This window comes from Rhizobium sp. ZPR4 (assembly GCF_040215725.1).
GTDB lineage: Bacteria > Pseudomonadota > Alphaproteobacteria > Rhizobiales > Rhizobiaceae > Rhizobium > Rhizobium rhizogenes_D.
On record NZ_CP157972.1, the window covers coordinates 12466 to 30795 of the forward strand.

15 protein-coding genes and 4 pseudogenes are annotated in these 18330 nt (G+C 51.9%); 6 read left to right on the plus strand and 13 right to left on the minus strand.

The annotated features are described in order from the left end of the window. From ABOK31_RS35350 to ABOK31_RS35385, 8 genes and pseudogenes are all read right to left on the minus strand, one after another. Positions 1-858 (minus strand): ABC transporter permease, encoded by an 858-nt coding sequence (locus ABOK31_RS35350; protein WP_349959608.1) that lies wholly within the window; start codon positions 856-858, stop codon positions 1-3. A gap of 3 nt (positions 859-861) precedes the next feature. Next, positions 862-1866: an ABC transporter permease gene (locus ABOK31_RS35355; RefSeq protein WP_113344779.1), complete on the minus strand. Its 1005-nt coding sequence runs from the start codon at positions 1864-1866 to the stop codon at positions 862-864. 117 nt (positions 1867-1983) lie between these two features. Continuing rightward, on the minus strand, positions 1984-3885 hold the full coding sequence (locus ABOK31_RS35360; RefSeq protein ID WP_349963333.1) for an ABC transporter substrate-binding protein: 1902 nt from the start codon (positions 3883-3885) through the stop codon (positions 1984-1986). Between the two features lie 347 nt (positions 3886-4232). Continuing rightward, positions 4233-4394: pseudogene (locus ABOK31_RS35365) on the minus strand (transposase); the annotation flags it as partial. Positions 4395-4485: 91 nt separating this feature from the next. Next, entirely contained in the window at positions 4486-5415 is a 930-nt protein-coding gene (locus tag ABOK31_RS35370) for an ArsR family transcriptional regulator (RefSeq protein ID WP_349963492.1), read from the minus strand. A gap of 300 nt (positions 5416-5715) precedes the next feature. Next, the gene (locus ABOK31_RS35375) at positions 5716-7239 is read right to left on the minus strand and encodes a pyridoxal-dependent decarboxylase (RefSeq protein ID WP_349963334.1); all 1524 of its coding nucleotides are present in this window, start codon (positions 7237-7239) and stop codon (positions 5716-5718) included. 83 nt (positions 7240-7322) lie between these two features. Further along, entirely contained in the window at positions 7323-8063 is a 741-nt protein-coding gene (locus ABOK31_RS35380) for a hypothetical protein (protein ID WP_349963336.1), read from the minus strand. 11 nt (positions 8064-8074) lie between these two features. Continuing rightward, a complete protein-coding gene (locus ABOK31_RS35385; RefSeq protein WP_349963337.1) occupies positions 8075-9469 on the minus strand; it encodes a radical SAM protein in 1395 nt (464 codons plus the stop codon). A gap of 332 nt (positions 9470-9801) precedes the next feature. Between ABOK31_RS35385 and ABOK31_RS35390 the strand changes: the two genes are divergently transcribed. From ABOK31_RS35390 to ABOK31_RS35405, 4 genes and pseudogenes are all read left to right on the plus strand, one after another. Further along, positions 9802-10800: a hypothetical protein gene (locus ABOK31_RS35390; RefSeq protein ID WP_349963339.1), complete on the plus strand. Its 999-nt coding sequence runs from the start codon at positions 9802-9804 to the stop codon at positions 10798-10800. Positions 10801-10948: 148 nt separating this feature from the next. Continuing rightward, positions 10949-11074: pseudogene (locus ABOK31_RS35395) on the plus strand (transposase domain-containing protein); the annotation flags it as partial. 85 nt (positions 11075-11159) lie between these two features. Further along, positions 11160-11597, plus strand: a complete 438-nt coding sequence (locus ABOK31_RS35400; protein WP_349963493.1) for a hypothetical protein — start codon at positions 11160-11162, stop codon at positions 11595-11597. Positions 11598-11637: 40 nt separating this feature from the next. After that, positions 11638-11979, plus strand: a pseudogene (locus ABOK31_RS35405) (transposase); the annotation flags it as partial. A 393-nt stretch (positions 11980-12372) separates the two neighbouring features. Here the strand turns inward: ABOK31_RS35405 and metG are convergent. The 4 genes and pseudogenes from metG to ABOK31_RS35425 all read right to left on the minus strand — a co-directional run bounded on the left by metG (position 12373) and on the right by ABOK31_RS35425 (position 16739). Beyond that, positions 12373-13953 (minus strand): methionine--tRNA ligase, encoded by a 1581-nt coding sequence (gene metG / locus ABOK31_RS35410; protein WP_349963340.1) that lies wholly within the window; start codon positions 13951-13953, stop codon positions 12373-12375. Between the two features lie 1377 nt (positions 13954-15330). Then, positions 15331-15756 (minus strand): phage prohead protein, encoded by a 426-nt coding sequence (locus ABOK31_RS35415; RefSeq protein ID WP_349963341.1) that lies wholly within the window; start codon positions 15754-15756, stop codon positions 15331-15333. 136 nt (positions 15757-15892) lie between these two features. Then, positions 15893-16135 (minus strand): annotated as a pseudogene (locus ABOK31_RS35420) (WGR domain-containing protein); the annotation flags it as partial. 343 nt (positions 16136-16478) lie between these two features. Continuing rightward, positions 16479-16739 (minus strand): hypothetical protein, encoded by a 261-nt coding sequence (locus ABOK31_RS35425; RefSeq protein ID WP_349963342.1) that lies wholly within the window; start codon positions 16737-16739, stop codon positions 16479-16481. 41 nt (positions 16740-16780) lie between these two features. Between ABOK31_RS35425 and ABOK31_RS35430 the strand changes: the two genes are divergently transcribed. Together ABOK31_RS35430 and ABOK31_RS35435 are read left to right on the plus strand one after the other, a co-directional pair. Further along, a complete protein-coding gene (locus tag ABOK31_RS35430) occupies positions 16781-17002 on the plus strand; it encodes a hypothetical protein (RefSeq protein ID WP_349963343.1) in 222 nt (73 codons plus the stop codon). A gap of 613 nt (positions 17003-17615) precedes the next feature. Then, a complete protein-coding gene (locus ABOK31_RS35435) occupies positions 17616-17936 on the plus strand; it encodes a DUF736 family protein (protein ID WP_349963344.1) in 321 nt (106 codons plus the stop codon). A gap of 46 nt (positions 17937-17982) precedes the next feature. Here ABOK31_RS35435 and ABOK31_RS35440 read toward each other — a convergent pair whose 3' ends face one another. Beyond that, positions 17983-18210 (minus strand): hypothetical protein, encoded by a 228-nt coding sequence (locus ABOK31_RS35440; protein ID WP_349963345.1) that lies wholly within the window; start codon positions 18208-18210, stop codon positions 17983-17985. Positions 18211-18330: the final 120 nt, after the last annotated feature.

Sequence of the window (18330 nt, forward strand, 5' to 3'; positions counted from 1 at the left end):
CTAGCCTCCCATCCTGTTCAAGCGACTGCGGGGATCGTTGTATTCATTCATCGACATTGACAGCAGGAAGAGCGCCATGAACAGCACGACGATGGCGGCCACCGGCGCTGCGACCCACCACCATGTACCGGCGATCAGGGCCGAATGCGCGTTCGCCCAATAGATCATCATGCCCATGGTCGGTGTCTCGATATCGGTGAAACCGAGCACCGACAGGGTGATCTCCATGCCGATCGACCAGATCATGTTATTCATCGTCGTGGCAAAGACGATCGGCAGCACATAGGGCAGATGCTCCTGGACGAGGATCTTGGACATGCTCATGCCGGAATAGACGCTCTGCGTGGTAAATGGCCGCGTCTTGAGGCTGATTGCCACCGAGCGGATCAAGCGCGCATCGTAGGACCAGCCGAGCGAGGCCATGACGACGATCAGTACCGTCCACGTCATTTCGTCCTTCAGCACGAAATAGAACAGGATCAGCAGCGGAAATTGCGGAATGACCATGATGCTGTCATTGATCGCCATCAGCACGCGATCGACGACCCCGCCGGCATAGCCCGCCACCAGCCCCACAACCAGCGAGATGATGCGCGACAGAATGGCGACGCCGATGCCGAAATAAAGCGTGTTGCGGAGCGCTGTCGTGAGCTGCCAGAAAACATCCTGACCGCGCGATGTCGTACCCAGCCAGTATTGCCCATCCGGCGGCATATCCGGCGGCAACAGATAGAGATCTGAAGGGCCATAGGGCGAAAAGTAGGACAGGATCACCAGCCCGACGATGATTGCGAGCAGCAGGAGACCAAAAAGGAATTCCATATTCTGGCGAGCAAGGTCGCGAACGATCGTCAGCATGGCCTACTCCACCTTGATGCGCGGGTCGATCAGCGGACCCAATATGTCGATGATGAAGACCGCGGCGGCGACACCGGCGATCGAGAGCGCGCTGAGCCCCAACACGAGGCTGTAGTCGCCGGCATGCACGGCCGAAATCAGCAGATTGCCGATGCCGGGATAGCCGAAGACGATCTCCGTAATGACCGTGCCGTTGAAGACGGCGCCGAGCGACATGGCAAGGCCGGTAAACTGCGGCACCATGGCATTACGGGCGATATAGGAGCGCAGGATCTTGCGCTTCGGCACGCCGCCCAGCTCGGCGAAAACCACATAGTCCTCGGTGATGATATTGGAGACGAGCGCCCGCATCCCGATCAGCCAGCCGCCCGTCCCGACAAGGATCAGCGAGAGCGCCGGCAGGATGGAGTGGCGCAGAATATCGAGCACCAATGCAAAGGACAGCTGCAGATTGGTGTTCATCTCATAGCCGCCATTGATCGGCAGGATCGGCCAGACATAGCCAAAGAGGATGATGAGAACGAAGGCCAGGATATAATAGGGGATCGGCTGCATGGCTATGAAGACGAGGCTGACGGCCTTCAGCACCATGCTCTTGCGGTAATAGCCCGCGAGCGCGCCGATCATGTTGCCGAGGAGGAATGTGATGATGACGGAAACGGTCATCAGGCCGATCGTCCAGGGCAGTGCCCTCATGATGATGGCCGAAACGGGCGTGGGAAATGCAGAGAGTGACGGCCCGAGATCGCCGGTCGCAAGCCGCCCCCAGAAATGCAGATATTGCTGCCAGATGGAGCCCTCGAGACCATAGAGTTCTCTGAGCGACTGGCGCATCAGCTCGACGGCACGGGGATCGGATGCCCCCATTTGCTGAATGGCGCCGATGCTTTCCTCGACGGGATCGATCGGCGTCATATGGGTGATGAAGAACGTCGCGGAAATGCCGAGGAAGACAACGAGCAGGAATTGGCCAAATCGTTTCAATACGAAAACTGGATAGGACGTCATGCCGCCGTCTTCCTCGCTGCTTGCGCTTCATCATCAATTCAAAAGATTCGCCGGACGTGCCTAGTGTCCGGCGAAAGGTGCCCGATGCGGCGATTGCCGCATCGGGGTCGGGAGAAATCAGGGCTGGGCCGGCTTCAGCTTGACCATCATCAACCGGGAGTTCGCCCAATTGGGAACGGGGTCCGTATAGGGGTCGGCAATGGTCGGATAGCCCTTCCAGTAGGTCGTATCCATCGAGGTGAAGACGTTATAGGACATCAGAGGAATGGTCGGCATTTGCTGCGCTACCAGCTTGAGATAGTCCTTGCCGAGTTCGATGCCCTTCGGATCATCGGCACTGACGCGGCGGATGTTCTCGATGATTTTGTCGAGATCCGGATTGGACCAGCGCTGCCAATTGCGCGGCGCCTGGTTCTCACCCTTCTTGGCAACGAAATCCGAATGCCAACTGTCCAAGAAGAAGGACAGATCGGGATCGCCGCCCCAGGTCTCGACGCTCCATGCAATCGCAACCTGATAGTTGCCGGGCTGCAATGCCGACTGCCAGACGCTGGTGGATGGAGCAGCTTTGGAATCGATCCCGAAAGCAGCCCATTGTTGGGCGATCAAAGTGCCTGCCCGGGTAAAGACGGAGCGAGTATCGCCTTCGACCGTCAGACGGATCTTGAACGGCTGCCCGTCAGGCGTCATCCATTTGCCGCCTGACTTCTTGAAGCCGGCCTTTTCCAGGAGCTCGGCGGCCGCTTGCGGATCGGGTTTCCACCAGCCGTAGCCGAAGGCGCTGCTGATCGCGGCCGGGTCGGTCGGGATCTGATCCTTGTACTTCGGCTGTTTGCGCAGCAGGTCGGCGATCTGCTGGCCGATCGTCGGATCATAAGGCTTGATCTTGCGCTTGCCCGTATCGATCTCGAAATTCTTCAGCCAATCCTGCATCGGCGCCTGATAATCCGTCATGGCGATTGCCGTCGGCGGCACACCAAGCGCGGAAAGCGTGGCGGCCCCGCGGTAGCTTGCCATATCGACGGCCTTGATATCGATAAGCAGTGCCAGCGCCCAACGAACATCCGGATTCTGGAACAGCGGATCCTGCGTGTTGAAGATCACTGCAGGCAGCGTCGGATCGGGATGGGCGAAGGGGAAACCAGGGAACCAGCTTTCGACCGTCTTCGACTTCTCCTTCAGCGTGAACATGCCTTCCGGCGTGTTGTCGTGAATGATATCGAGATTGTGCTCGAGCTGCGCGATGGTGCGCTTGTCCGGCGGACCGGGATCGACATAGCTCACATATTTCGGTGCCGGCTCGCCGAAGCGGGCGAGCGAGGTGCGCTGCCAGTCGTCGCGCTTCTCCCAGGTGTACCATTTGCCCTGCGGATCGAAGGCCTTCAGCTTATAGGCGCCGAGCGAAACAGGATTGGCGAAATCGTAGCGAACCGGATCGGCAACCTTTTCGAAGACATGCTTCGGCATGATCCAGGCGCCATTCCAGCGAACGGTGAAGATCGCATGGAAGCGCGAATTCGGCTTTTTCAGCTTGAAGACGACCGTATAGGGATCCGTCGCTTCGACGCTGGCAACCTGGACCGAGAAGGCCGCGCTCCAGTTCATGCCCGGATGGTCCATCTGCGTCTTGACGGTGTAGACCACGTCATCGGCGGTGAATTCGACACCGTCGCTCCAGTAGATGCCCTTGCGCAGTTTCACCGTCATCTGGGTGAAATCGTCATTATATTGCGGCTTATCGGCAGCAAGGGAATTGTCCCAGGCCGAACCACCCAGGCCCTTCTCCGGATCGATGTACCAGAGCGTGTCCATGGTCAATTGCTGAATGCCGGTCGAAACGCCGCCGCCGCCATTGACCCAGACGTTGAACCAGCCGGGATTCTTGATCGTTCCCTCAGGGTTTTCGACGATCAAGGTCTCCTTGCGAGGCAAGGCGGTGTAATCTTGAGCCTTGGCCGCCGCAATGAGGCCGAACGTGGCCAGTGCGACACCGAAGGCAAGCTTCTTCCACTGCTGCATGATCTCCTCCCACTTTTATCGACTAGGGGTAACGTAAAAGACGCGGCCAGCCAGATTCCGGCCCCACTCCAGGACTGCCACGCGAGCTGCCTGAGACAAACCGAGGTCGCCTCCTCGCAACCGTCGATAATGACTTCTTATCTTATTCAAAGCAGCCTTCAGGAATTTATGAGTGGTTTTAACATAATTACGGGAATACTCACTCACTCGCCGAACATCTAGAGCCAGCATGCTCAAAGCGCTTATCTTTGATTTTGTGGCGAATTCTGAAAGTCGTCAACCGGGAGCGCAATCAGAAAGATGATAGAATGTGTTAGATAGACCTAAGAGTCGGATTCGAAAAGCGTTCAACGATACCCATACCTTGCTAGCCGTCTGGTGATGAGATGAATGTGGGCGATCATGATCCATGCTTCGGCTGATGCGATGGAGCGTTCGACCACCCATCGACGCGGCAGAACCTCGAAGCCTTTCGCCTTGTCTGAGCGCTTGATGATCTCAACCGTCCAGCACTCCAGGCCATCGTGTTCTCCATCGAATCTCGCAAATCCGAAGGAATCATAACCTATTGAAATCACCCACCTCTTTTTGAGGCAGCCTCTAAGATTTTGCTTCAATCCGCATCACTATATCGCGACCGTAATTCCCGAAGCCACGACCGAATACAGTGATGCCGCCAGTGTTGCCTGCATCTTCGGCGATTCCGATTTTCAAACTTATGGAAGAATGTTGGCTAAGGTCCAGATTGTTGATGGTAATGTCAGAGACGACCATACCGTCGACGAAAGTGCCTCTTTTGGAAATACGCCACGTTTTCCATCTGCCATATTGGGAACCGGCAAGCTTCCACCAGGCTGGTGTGAACGCCCCGCGCTTATCATCATAATCCCCGGGCGAGGTCCATGTTCCGACCGCCATACCATTTACCCAAAGTGAAATGTCAGACGGCCCATCTGCATTAATTCCGGGAAGGTTCGAAGACAATTCCATAGAAAATTCTATTGCAGTGATGGTTTTATTAAGTATTTTTGCATTGTTTGGGAATTTGTACTCAACAAATCCACGGCCGAACCACAACAAACCAGCCTGCATACGTTGCGGATCAAGGAAATAATCCGGGATATCTAAGATGCCGATTACGCCCTCAGTTGAGCAAAGTCCGCACGGGGCGCGAACTTCACAGCTTGTGTAAAGTCCAACAGGCATCACAACTTCAATAATATCGGCACCGCGCTTGAGGTTAGCATCCTCGAAGCTTATTAAAATCTCATGATATAGCGCCGTGCAGATTTTTTGATAACCTTTCCGCGCTTTAGCTGCCATCGTCTCAACGAGACCAGCTTCTTCCAAAATTATAATGCTCGTGGCAACCGTAGATTGTGGGAGGTTCAGCTCTCTCGAAATTTCATTCACGTTCAATGGGCCCTTTGAACACAGGAGTTCCAACATATCAATCCGGGCACGAACAGACAAAGCGCGCAACGCTGCACTGTTTTCGCCAGCATAAATTGTTAGAGAGCCATTTTTCATCGCATCCGCGCTTTTTCCCATGGTTTTTGTGTAAAGCAGTATGGTTGCTACCACCGCGCCACTTGGCGTACTCAAAACTGCTGGGGCTCTAGTCGCCGCTGGGTGAAAGTTTCATGGCAGGTCACCCCCGTCATACGAGTGATTGGTTTGGAACGCCGAACAAATGGAACTTTGCTCGAGTGGTCAAACGGAATAGTAGAATCCTGTTTCCGCCAAAAATTTCGCGAAATTTAAATCATCAGATATACGCTTATGCCATTTTCTTATGATCTGCTGATATGTACCCAAGCCGACATTCATTTACGCCATAATTTCCGCAATATGCGAAATCTCTGCAATTAAACCAATTAAGTCGGATCGACTATGATTGACGTTCCCACTCATAAAACGGAGAGGCTGTAACATTCGCGCGACATCGCCAAATCTATTAGTGATGTCAGGGATGCTGAAAGTGTGTAGGTAATACTTGCCCCTTTCCATCAGTTGATCATGAATCTGCAAATTATGTACGTTGAGATATTCAATCAAATCGTTGTCTAGAGTTACGTCGGATATATTGACATTACCCAAGTGCATAAATATCACCCCGTTAATATCCACTTCATCACTAATTACAATAAAGCGTGGATTATCTCTTAGTAATTCGAAGAATTCGCACGCCAATTGATGCCTAAGTTCGATGTAAGAACCGATGTTGGATGCACCTAAATGCTTGATCAATGCCCATAACTTGAGGGAATCAAATCGCTTTGTTCCAATGAATGGAGTTAAGGCTCCAAGCGACATAGATTCTGTTGTCACCAGATCGGATGCACCAACAACTGGCTTCAGGAAGTTCGGATCGCGAACTAAGAGATAACTTAAAGAATGAGGAACCCATAAGACTTTATGAGCATCTGCCGTCGTCGAGTGCGCTCTTGCCAAGCCACTTAATTTCACTGATAGGCTTTCGGAAAATGCTAGCTGAAAGCCGTGGCAAGCATCAATATGTAACCAGGCGCCGTATTGTTCACAGATATCGGCAATGGCATCTAGGTTATCTATAGATAGCGATCGACTGTCGCCCGCATAGGCAACCACAATTACAGCCTCGTCACCTTTTACAAATGCCGATACCATCCGTTTAAGTTCATTAAGATCGTAGCGATACCCGACCACGGGTGCTCTTACTATAGAATCAGTGCCCATACCGAGCCAGTTTACCGAAGTTCGGATGCTGTAGTGATCGATATGATTCGGAATAATGATCCGAAGTATTTTATTTCCTCGCGTTCCAGAAAGCGCAAATCCTGGTATCAAATTCGCTCTGGCTATTAATACGGCCAATGCATTAGAAAGAACGCCGCCAGTTGTAGCAAAGCCGCCAATATCAATGGAGGATTGAGGGGACTCCACGACTTTGTATCCAATGAGCTCGCGCAACCAGTTGACCGTTGCAGCCTCGACGAAGGTTGCCAAAGGTGCCCATCGACGAGAGTTAACTAGGTTTTGTGGCGCTACGTCCGAGATAATGGCACCAGCGATTGCAGCAATCGAGTTGCAGGCATCCGGAAAACCAAGATAACCATTCGAAGAAAAATTGATGGAGCCTTCTAAAATATCTCGCTGAATAACATCTAGTAGCGTGCTGATATTTGTCCCCTCTAACGGAAGGGGTTCTAAAAGACTATAACCAGATTCCGGCCAACCCGTCAGATTCGTGACTTCGCGTCTGGCCTTAAACTCGAGGCCTGCTTTAAGCGCATCACCTAGCTGTTCCAATACAGCTTCAAAATTATCCGCATTCAAAAAGTGGTCACTGGAGCTATTGGAATAGTTCGCCATACTTCTCCACCCTGGTTTTCCCCGCATATAAGCTTCGTTCAAAAGCTGAATTGTATCAACGAGCCGAGAAGGCGCGGAAATGGCTATCGTCGAACTTCACGGAGTTCTGGAAATGCAATTTGATCAAGTGCTGATTCAAGATCTACCGAACAGCTGTTTCCATACATGTCTTCCAACTTGTGGCGGATGTATGCGCGATACTCGCTATCTGTAGGAAAACCGAGATAGCTCTTGTAAGACTTAAAGACGCGCCCAAACCGCGACGTAACCGAACCGTTCTGAAAGAAGTAAACCTCTCGTTTGATATCGTGTCCCTCTAGCATTTGGGTGGCTCGCACAATAGGGCTCAGCACCTGCCAAGCCAATTTCTCTAGCGTCATCAAAATTGAATGCGACCCAAGCAAAAGCTGCTTCCTTGTAGCCAACGCGGTGGTAAGCAATCGGAGGCGAAAATGTTCCGTCCTCAGATACTCCAAGTCATCGCAATAAGAAATCTCAAGGGTTCCATCGCCAGTTCGGAATCCGTCTCCTCTCAAAGCAGACCGCACATCATCGAAGGTGTAAAAAATTTTATTCCGATGTGGCACCGCATAGTCGATATTTAAGTTATTCTCCTCGTGGTATTGAAGTACAAACTGCTCGAATTCATTGAGTTGATGCACCGAACATTGCTCGGAAATCACCACGATATCCAAATCGGAATCCGCGCTTAACTCACCTGTTGCAGTACCGGATCCATAGAGAAAAGCCAGGATGCCTTGCTGATGAAATATCTTCACTATCCCTTCGGATAGCTCCGCTGCAGCCGCGTGTTTAGTAATCATCTTGTGATCTTTTAAAATTGTTGTTGAGCGGCATCTGTCGGATGAGCAGAACCCATTAGCCTTACAATATGTAGAGGGTCGAGGTCCATTCCTTGCGTCCAATCCGAACCGCTACGAAGTAGTGCAGCTCTAGCATGTTGCTTCAGGCGCTTTATTCTTACATTCTCTACTGCATACGCTAGTCTATCAAACCGCTCCTTCGCAACGTCCTGCGGTATTTGACAGTCAAGTGCAGCGGCGACCGTACCGGGACGAGCATCGAATTGAGCATAAGAGATATAATCGAATTCATAGTCTCTTACCAAAGCCAAGGTATCTTCGAACTGCGCGTCCGTCTCTCCCGGATACCCAGCAATAAGCTGGGTATGAATATATGCCCTTGGGTTTTTAGATCTCAAATTTGCCAAGCGATCTGCTGCAGCCTTAATCGAGAAAGAACGTCGCATCGCTTTCCCAATTTGCTGATTTCCGGTTTGCAAAGCGCAACAAACGAAGTAGGCGTCACCACTTTCAAAACTCTCTTCCAGCCATTTCCCAAAGCGGATCAGTGGCGATGGGTGAATATATCTCAGTGCAAGTCGAGAGCGAGATGTACCGGTACGCAAGCTGCGGAATGCATAGACAACGTCTTCGAGGGTCTTGCCAGAGCTCCGATAGTTACCAACTTCATCACCCTGCAGTACAATTTTCTCGACACCTTCCGAATGTGCGGTACGGATTTCACTTATAATTTGTTCAAAAGGGCGGCTTCTTGTGTTGCCAATAGCGAACTTGGTGGCGCAAAAACTGCATTTATAGTCACAGCCTTCAGTTACGAGAACTTCTCGTAGCCTCGGCTCTCTCCAAAAATGCCTTCCTTTCGTCTGATACCTATAGAACTCTTCAATCCATGGGTCGCTAACCATCCCGGCAAGCCTTTCAAACCCTCTTTCCAGTTCAGACTCTGGATCACCTTTATCCATGAGTGGATCACCATGAGAATGGTCGAAAAGGTGATCCGGTACAGCTACAGATTGAAGTGTCATTCCTAGCGGAACTTTAATGCCAAGGAACTTAGGAACATCCTCTAATTCAGTTACTATTTGTACCCTATCGTCGAATTCTTGGTACAAGCGAGCGCTATTTATCTTCGGAAGACAGCCTGTGATAATGACTCTGTGGCTTGCACCTCCAGCTTTCAGCCGCTCCTTTATAAGCTCTATACTTTCATCCTCTGTTGCTTTAATTACAGCACAGCCAGAAATGATCGAGAGATTGTTAAATTGAGGGCTTTTCCCTCCCGAGACACCGCTTTCTAGAAGTACCTGCAAACGCATTGTACGATGCCGAAGCACCATGCAGCCGTTGGTAGCCATATCTAACGCGGTAGCGGCTTCGTTCGACAGATTTTCCTCAGCAAATTCCATGGTCTGTATTCTCCTCAAGACCAAACAAAAATCCGGGAAATCACCATTGCTGCCTTAGGCTGCCCTGTATTGAATGTTTTGTCAATCTATACGCGCAAACTTTGGTGTTGTTAGAAAAATATTCGCGTGTAGGTTTTTCGAAGTGTTCCGTTACAACAGCTTGCGCATTATGAAGGTGGCAATGTAGTGTATTTAAGTGGTTTCGTGTATGCCATGTCAGTAATCGATCTGAGCAACTGAACGTGTTCAAGTGCTATCGTTATAGAAGGGCGGCCATTGCTGGCCCGGAAGAACAACTGGGCTCGGACAGGCATGTAACAATACGGTGAAAAATGAGTAATGATCGGACTAAGATTGTCTCGGCGAGACTTGCGAAGGAAATTCTGGCGAATTCAGACGCTTTTTTAAATGGGCCACTAAAGGAGAATATTGCCAAAGTTAGGGCGCAATCGGGAATTCCATTGGTTGATACTGAGGACTTTTTCGCTACATGGCCAATATATAGCCTTGGCGAGGAGCACGATATTAGACGTAAGGTCGTTGCGCGTGCCGTCGGAGGGTCCTGGGATAATGCCATTGGTGAAAGTGTGTCAATTTTGAAAGCCGCATTAGATAGCGGTTGTATTGATGATACAACGATTACTGAGTCGACCGACATTTTTTTTAACAAAGTTTTTGGAATGAGCGATCATCAGCGCCAACTATTTTTGACTGCTTGTCAGCCATTAACAGATTTCCAATTGCGTCAAGTACCGTTTGATACGATGAGTGACTTGGACGATCGCGTTAAGGATTTAACTCGGTGGTTTGATGGTCAATTGTTCACCCCCGGTGCGGTTATAGAGCATATGAGGGATTTGGGTGCGCCAACATATCTTTCGATGTCCGTCGTACTTGATGCTTATAAACCGCTACACGCAGGTCTGAGTAGCGTGGTGCATTGCTCATGCCTCACTTTTTTGACCGAGTGCAATAGTGATGTAAAGGCGGTAGTAAGGAACATCTTGAAGGCGCATCCGCCGTTTCAAAACATTACCAGAAAGGATATGTTGGGAAAGTTTTCTGATGGAAAGATTTCGATAGATCTGAGAGCCTGCCATGGACAAAGCTCCGATGAATTGGAGATTGGAGGTTCATCATTAGATGGATCATTTCTTACATTCGGCTATGGTCCACACGCATGTTTAGGCAGAGGTTTGGCGCTCCGCTGGTTTCACTGCTGCGTAGAGCTTCTGCAGGGATCTATTGACAGCCGCTGGTCGGTCGTTGGCACCGAGGTGCAAGATGAGGCTCTTTGTTCCTTTCAAAACATTGCGGTGACGTTGTCATAGTTTCACGTGCCAAGCTATAGGTCTTCGCGGATTTGCACAATGTGAGACGGTATATTACCAGCTGTACCTTTGGCTAACACTACTTTGGCATATGGATCTCCGCACGCGAGCGATGATGTAGTCGCTGATGCCGCATAAAGGTAAGCATATGGCCACACTGATCATGACGGCAAAGCTCAACGACATCGATCCACAGGCATGGCTTGCCGACGTTCTCGCCCGCATCGCTGACACGCCGATTACCAGGTTGGAGCAATTACTTCCGTGGAATTGGTTGACATTAGGCAGTGTCCAAAATTCTTGCGTGTCGACCACCAGGGTACCCCTGATCGTTTCCCTATCTTGGCGAGGCACACAATATGATTTGGGCTACAATATCGGTGTTCGCTCTTTATGTTGGGGTGCTGAACACATTCCTTGCGCGTTTCGCGGGGACTTGTACCCAGGGTGATGCGGATCGTTTATGGGGCGTCTTGATCTCTGTACCCTTCTTTCTTCTCGCAGTGTTTTGTCTGTCGCGAACCAAACACGTTGGGGGGACGATGATTGCCTCTTTGCCTGCGTTGCTGCTGATGCTTTGGCAGGGTGTGTTCGCAGCCGAACTCTTACTTGGAGTCTTTGTTGGCAATTCCAGCGCGTGCGAGGTTCTGGAGGATATGCCCTATGAATATACCGGCAGCGAAGTCCCACTCGCTATTCTGTGGGCGGTCGTAATATTCGGCTCCTTCGCGGCGACGGCGACTGTATACTTCGTGCGCCGCTCACAAACTGCCACGTCGGCAAAGATACAGAGCTAGGCCGCCCACGCCGCTCCTGCGGTCCTCACCGAATGCTTACTACATAACCGCCGTCGAGGATCCGGCGAACTTCAAGCGATCGCGCTCGGTGGGCGCCTGGATGGGGTTGACGATACGACGCTATCAGTCCGGCGAGGTAGATTATGATGGCCATATCTCCCGACGTGGAGACACCCATGTGCGCTCCCTTCTCTAAGAAGCGGCGGTCGTGATCCTGACACGCAGCCGGGCGGACAGCGATTTGCGCCGCTGGGGTATAAAACTACGCGAGAAGATCGGCTTCAAACCTTCCCCTGTCGCTGTCGCCCGCAAACTCGCCGTCATCATGCATGCGATGCTTCGCTCCGGTGAGCTCTTCAACAGGGCGACAGCAGCCACCTAACTTTCCAACTCCGTAACGCCACTCGGCGTGAAGAGGCGTCTCTGCCGGGACCGAGGCTGATCCATTCCGTTAAGACCGTTGCACCGCGAGTTTGCTCGAAGCGTGCGAGACATACATTGGAAGGGCTATCCCGCGAAGCACCATAATGCGGCGACCTATGTCGACCGCGTAGACGACCTGCTCCTGGCAATCGACCTCCCGCACCTAAAAGGCGCTTGCGAAGCTCGCTATTAGACGACGGTCTTACGTTAAGGCAGTTGGCCGCATTTTCACATTTTAGCTCGTCAAAGTTCGGCGGTAGCTAATTTGCTCAGGGTAAGTCCGGGAGGCGAGCTGTTGCGCCCCCGGATTTCTCCAGCGAGATTAACGCGTTACTAATTTAATAATACCTGTCTACGACCTTGGGAATAGCGGCGCGCCAGCACTTATCGTTACTCCAGCCAAGGATAGGAGACTCCGTCGATCAAACGAAGGCTCTATGCTGTCGAATTTTTTTAGCAACGATTCACTTACTAGTGGCATAAACGGCGTCAAACATATCCCTATTCCGTATATTGATGCCGCTAAGTTATATAGAACGGCATGTAGAGCTTTCTCAGATTCTGGATTATCAGTTTCAGATGCCGATACTGCTTTTGCTAGCGCCCATGGTTCCTTTTCTGAAACATAGCGATTTGCTTCTGCAATAACCATCCAGATGGCATCAAGCGTGCGATCGAGAGAAAATTCCGCGACGCATTCGACCACGGTGGAATAGAGATTTGAGGTGCTGCGGAAAAGTGAGTCGCTTTCGATGCTAGATCTATCCACGTGTTGAATTACACCATCGCAATATCGTTCGATCATACTAAAGACGCGATGCACGAGGTTCCCCAACTGCCCAGCGAGCTCTGATTCATAACACTGCCGGAACCGCTCATGAGAGAAGTCACCATCTCCGGTAGTCCGAATATGCCTCAGCAGATAGTATCGAAGGGCGTCTGCTCCCAGTTCTTCAGCTAGCGGATTGGGATCTATTGCGTTTCCAGCGGATTTTCCAATTTTCCGACCCTCCACCGTAACATAGCCATGTATGAGGATACGAGTTGGCAGTTCAAGGCCCGCCGAAAGCAAAATGGCTGGCCAGTAGATTGCATGAAATCGCGTAATGCCTTTTCCAATGACATGCTCACGGCTTTGGGCGTTAGTCCAGTACTCTTTAAAAGAACTATCTTCCCGCGCGTATCCCAGTGCTGTTATATAGTTCGCAAGCGCGTCGAACCATACGTAAATCACCTGGCTAGCGTCCCCAGGTACAGGAATTCCCCATCCGCGTGCCCTGCTGGAGCTACGGGAAACAGAAAAGTCCTCTAGTCCGCCCTCTATCCATCCAAGTATCTCGTTCCGCCTTGAAGATGGAACTATTTCTATGGCTCGTTCATCATAGATCTTGCGTAACGCGGATTCATATCTCGACAAGCGGAAAAACCAGTTTTCTTCTTCTACTAGCTCAGGAAAGGTTCCATGTTCAGGGCACTTGCCTTCAAGCAACTCATCCGACTTATAAAACTGCTCGCAGCCGACGCAGTAAAGTCCGGAGTAAGTCCGCTTGTAAAGATCCCCAGCTTGTAAGCAACTCTTCCAAAGTTTCTCTGCACCAGGACGGTGGCGCGGATCCGAGCTAGTTCGAATGAAATCATCATACGAAAGGCCTAAACTATCTTTCAAAGAAAGAAATCGATTTGCGTTTTTCTCCACAAACTCCTCTATGGGCACTCCGGCCGCCTCCGCCGCTTGCACATTTTTTATGCTGTTTTCGTCTGAACCAGCTAAGAAGCGGACTTCACTCCCAAAGAGGCGATAAAACCGCGCTAATGTATCCGCTTGCACCGTCTCAAGAGCAAACCCGATATGGGGAGCGGCGTTGACGTAGGGAATAGCTGTTGTTAAGAAGCGGCGGTCGAGCCTCGCCCGATTTAAGTTCGTGTTATCCATCTTTAACTCTCAGTAGTCATAGCTTTTGACAAAATCAGCGCACGGAGGGTTAGTTAAACCTAATGCAATCAGGGTCGATACCCATATTTTTTGTCGGCGATATGTTAGACGTTAGTCACGCTTCGACTTTCCCGAAGCGCGGATCATAGGTAATCGCATATCGCATAGAGTCCCTAGAATCAATACAATCGCACATTGTGTAGAATCAAAGAAGAAACCAAAGGACCTTGTGTATCGCAACTTCAATATGCTCTCCGTGGCCTGGTCAACGTTCCTTTAGCAAAAGGGGCTTCCCTGTCTGACGAGGTCGGCCGATATCCCTCCATACGGCCGAGCATGGTCTAGCAGCCTATTACGAGGTTGCCGAGAGTGCGGTTGAGATTGTCATTCGCGTTTAGCTTGCGTTGTTGCCGTGGCTGTTGAGGGAGGAACAGCAAACGGTTCCCCATTGGCTTGCGGCTGCGTTCATGTACTGCATTTGCATGGGCGGTTGTCGCTTTGCTCTTAAAGACGAGATGAATGAAAAAAAATGCCGGGAATGTTTTCGCAAGCATGACTTTATGGTCGAGGTGTCATTCGATTTTTCCCTCCAAAGCCGACCTTATAAGAGATGCTTGCGGAGCGACATTTCTTTGGAAGCTCCGAGACGAAGAGGAAGCTTGAGTGTAAATCGGCAAGGCAGCCCAACGCCGATACGCACGATAAGTCTTTGTAAAGACACATGCTGGCTGGATTGTTTCACGAGGCTGCTTCACAACTGGGTAACTGGGGCAAAATCGATGGCACTGCCGATTTGTTAGGCGGCGGTGATGCTGGCGCGCTTTACACTTGGCAGGTGAGCAGCAGGCAGATGTGGCAGAATTGTCAGACCCTCGGACGTTTTTTAGGTCTATTTGCTCGGACCAGCAGTTCGACAGAATTCCTTGTCACTCCGAGAGCAAACTACGCCAATATTTCAGTGCTCGTGCGGGGCTTTAGCGGCAAAAATCTCAGGGTCCTCGAAGCGATACTTTTCTCGCGCAAGATAAGGTTCGATTTGGTTGACGATCGCACCGTAAGCCGTTGCGTCTTCACCGAAGACCGAGCTTGCTTTGCGGATATTTGCAGGTCGGTGAGCACGTCGATGTCCTCCTTAGCAGGCGCGAAATCAGGTTCGTCCTCAATTGTTGCCTCTTCTTCGATCGTGCGGATGCCGTCGTCAGTTGTAACGATTGCCTTGTCGTGTCTGTCTGAGGACAACTTGCATCGGGAGCTTTCGCCGAGGGAAAGCCGCGCAAACGGAATGTGCGGGCACTGTCCCTATACCTGCAGAGGGCAAAAGCGCCTTTTTGTGTGCCTAACCTGATACAGCGCCGGGAGTGGTCCAGAAGCAATATTTCAACAGGCTGGCAATGAAGCGTAGATCGGATCTGGCTTGAAAATCTCCGGTCCAAAGCGGAGGCGACCGTCAAACGGCCGGATGTCCCGGAGATCCAGACTGTCGAGCGCAAACGAAACGTGGGGTGTGTAGTCTCGATAAAGCCACGTCATTCCCGCCCCGCGAAATTCTGCGTGACGGCGGGAAAGCTTGCCAGAACCAAAGGCGAGGACGATGACGCCGCCGAAGTTCAGGAGAATTCGTCGCTGGCTCGCACGGATCGTCAAACCTTCTGCGGCAGGCACCAGCGGCCGCCAGACCTTCGTGTCGTGGAATTTTCCGACCGTAACATGCAAAGCGGTCGCCGGGACGATCTCCTGGAAGCCTTCGGTGACCGCCCATTTAATAATGTCGTCCCGATTAAGAAGTTCTCTGATGACGAACACTCGCTTGTTTCCCGGGAGTTTCAGGATGGCACGCTAGCCCGATTTTGGGTGAGAAGAGATCGGCCCCGGTGGCTTCCAACCCCGACGCTCTCTGTGACTTGGCTGAGAGTTGCTCGATGGCACTGTTTCCATAGGTTCCGACGGGCCGATAGCCTTTGACGCGCTTCTGGCGCGCCAGTTCCAGAAAGTGTGTGGCTGCTTCACGTTCGGTTGCGAACATTTCGGTTTTTTCGCCACCACGTTTGCCGATCCGTCCCCAGGCGCGCGTTACCGCGACCTCCCCAAATAGCATTGGCTGGATGGAGAGCAGATAGTAGCGCGCCATGTTTTTGGTCGTATCGATGCGCTGGCAATAGAGTCTGTAGGGGTAAAGAGCCATGCTGGCAGCATCACCGAATTCGATGGTCGCCGTCCAACAAGACTTTTGAATCGATCAGTCGCCTCCGATTCACAACGCTGATGGGATTTCACCTTACCGGCGCTATTGCGTTCAATGCCTGCGGCACGCAACCAGGCGACGCTGTTTCCGCCGGTCGGGTGCATAGAGCTATCGCTGTGGCAGATCTCGGCTTGCCGACGTGTTGCGTCGCAAAAAATAGGGCCACCGGAAAACCGAGGCCCTTTAAAGTGTGAAGGTTAAAACCTCCAGAGGGGAACAGCTGATGCGATGGACCTGGGAGGAAGCCATAGCGTGCATCAGCTACTGACTTTATGCCTATATTTTATTCGATTCGCAAATAAAATTTGTGCAGTGCAGCGATGCGGACGCCGGCCGCATCGCAGTGGACCTGGAATTCCAAATCGTTTGTAACTTCTGGCTCGTTGCGCGGGGGGTCGCCGTATTGGCGGCCGCCAAAAGCCGTCTCGGGGGTGCGTATCCAGAAGCGCACTATGCTGCTCTTTCGTGCGCAAAACCTTGTTAGATTCATCAGTATCTTGAGCAAATGCAAATCTGCATATTGCCACGGCGTGACAATGATCACGAAATGATCCTATCGCCTCGGAACGAGAAGGAGCGACAGCGATGCCTGATGCAGAATTTGACGACTTGCCAGATGACGATCCGGACCTTTTGGAAAACTGCGGCTTGTCTAAGCTGTATGTCTCGCGCTTGCGTAATGCGTATTTCAGGCGCCTCTCGGATTTTGACGGCATGAGCGATATAGAAATCTTGCGCGAGCCGGGCGTCAGCTTGCGCATCGTCAAAGCCATTAGAGAGCAGAGGGCGCGTGTCGCTGCCAAGTAACCATGCGATCCTGTCTGTTCCGGGCCGGCTAGATGCAGCCCGGGACGGGCACTATATCTGCACATTGAGAGATAAATAACGATCGAAACAGCCGTCTCATCTGCAGAGGCTTAGTGATCGCCGTGATCGGACCGCCCAAACTGCTTCTCACCTTGCTTTCACAGTCGATGCCACGCGGTTGTTGCGGGCTTGGAATCTTGGTGGGAGCACGGTGTGGCGAGTTGTTTCCAGCCAGAGAAGCCCGACGCCGGAGATGCCTGATACTGGCAGGCGACGGCGACAATGTTGCGGTTTGCATATCGTTAGGTCGTTTCCCGAGCGGATATGACGAATCCACCAGCTCGCGCGTATCTACCTCGTTGCGTTGCATTCAGTGATCGGTCCCTACGGCCGGCCGGTCAGTCAGCAACCGGCGTGACAAACGATTTTCCCCTGGCCTACTGCCATTCCTCGCGCGCTGCATGCTGCAGCATCAAAATCGCCAGCCGCGCCGGCGCTCCATTGCATTGCGCCCCTTCGGGTGCAGTCTTCGCGACAAATGCGCCGCATTTGCGCTGACCTTTGCCGTCCGCTTGTCGTGACCATCGGCAACGCAAACAAAGGAGTTACTGCAATGACCGATTTCGTCAACTTCATCCGCTTCAACAACGATCGCACGCTCACCGGCAACATCGCCTCAGTCGCCTACGACCTCGACATCTTGGGCGAGGAATTCGAGAGCACCAACGCCAAGGCGCCCGTCTATCGCCTCTTCGCCAAGAGCCCGCGTGGCAGGCGTGTCGAGATCGGCGGCATCTGGAAGAAGCAGAACCAGAATGGCGGCGCCTACTTCACTCTCAGCGTCAACACCGGATACGGCAGGCTCAACGCCAATCTCGGCCGCTATCCCGGCCAGGATGATGAAGAGTTGATGGCGGTCATACCCTGGGAATAACCACGACAATCGCAGTGCCCCGGCCGTCGGCCGGGGTGCCGTGTCCTCAAGTGCGCTTCGATCCTCGAGCGAGCGCCTGGTTCGCCTTATCAAGGCAAATGGCAGCACCAGCCAACAATATCGAGCAGGTCGAAGAGAAAATGGTGCCGCGCCAGATGCTATCCATGCCGACATCTAGCCGCAGAAATTGCAGGATCGCACCGATGAAGAAAAAAATCGCGCAAAACCCCAATATCAGAATCAGGCCATTCAGCACAAATTTGATCTGTTTCACGTTTCTCGCCCATCTTTCCAAAAAAAGGCATAGGTCCGCCAATAAGCTTGCCCTGCGCCATGTCGTTGAAGGATCAAGGGCAATTTGCCGCTTAGATCTCGCCTGATTCCCTTTCGAGAC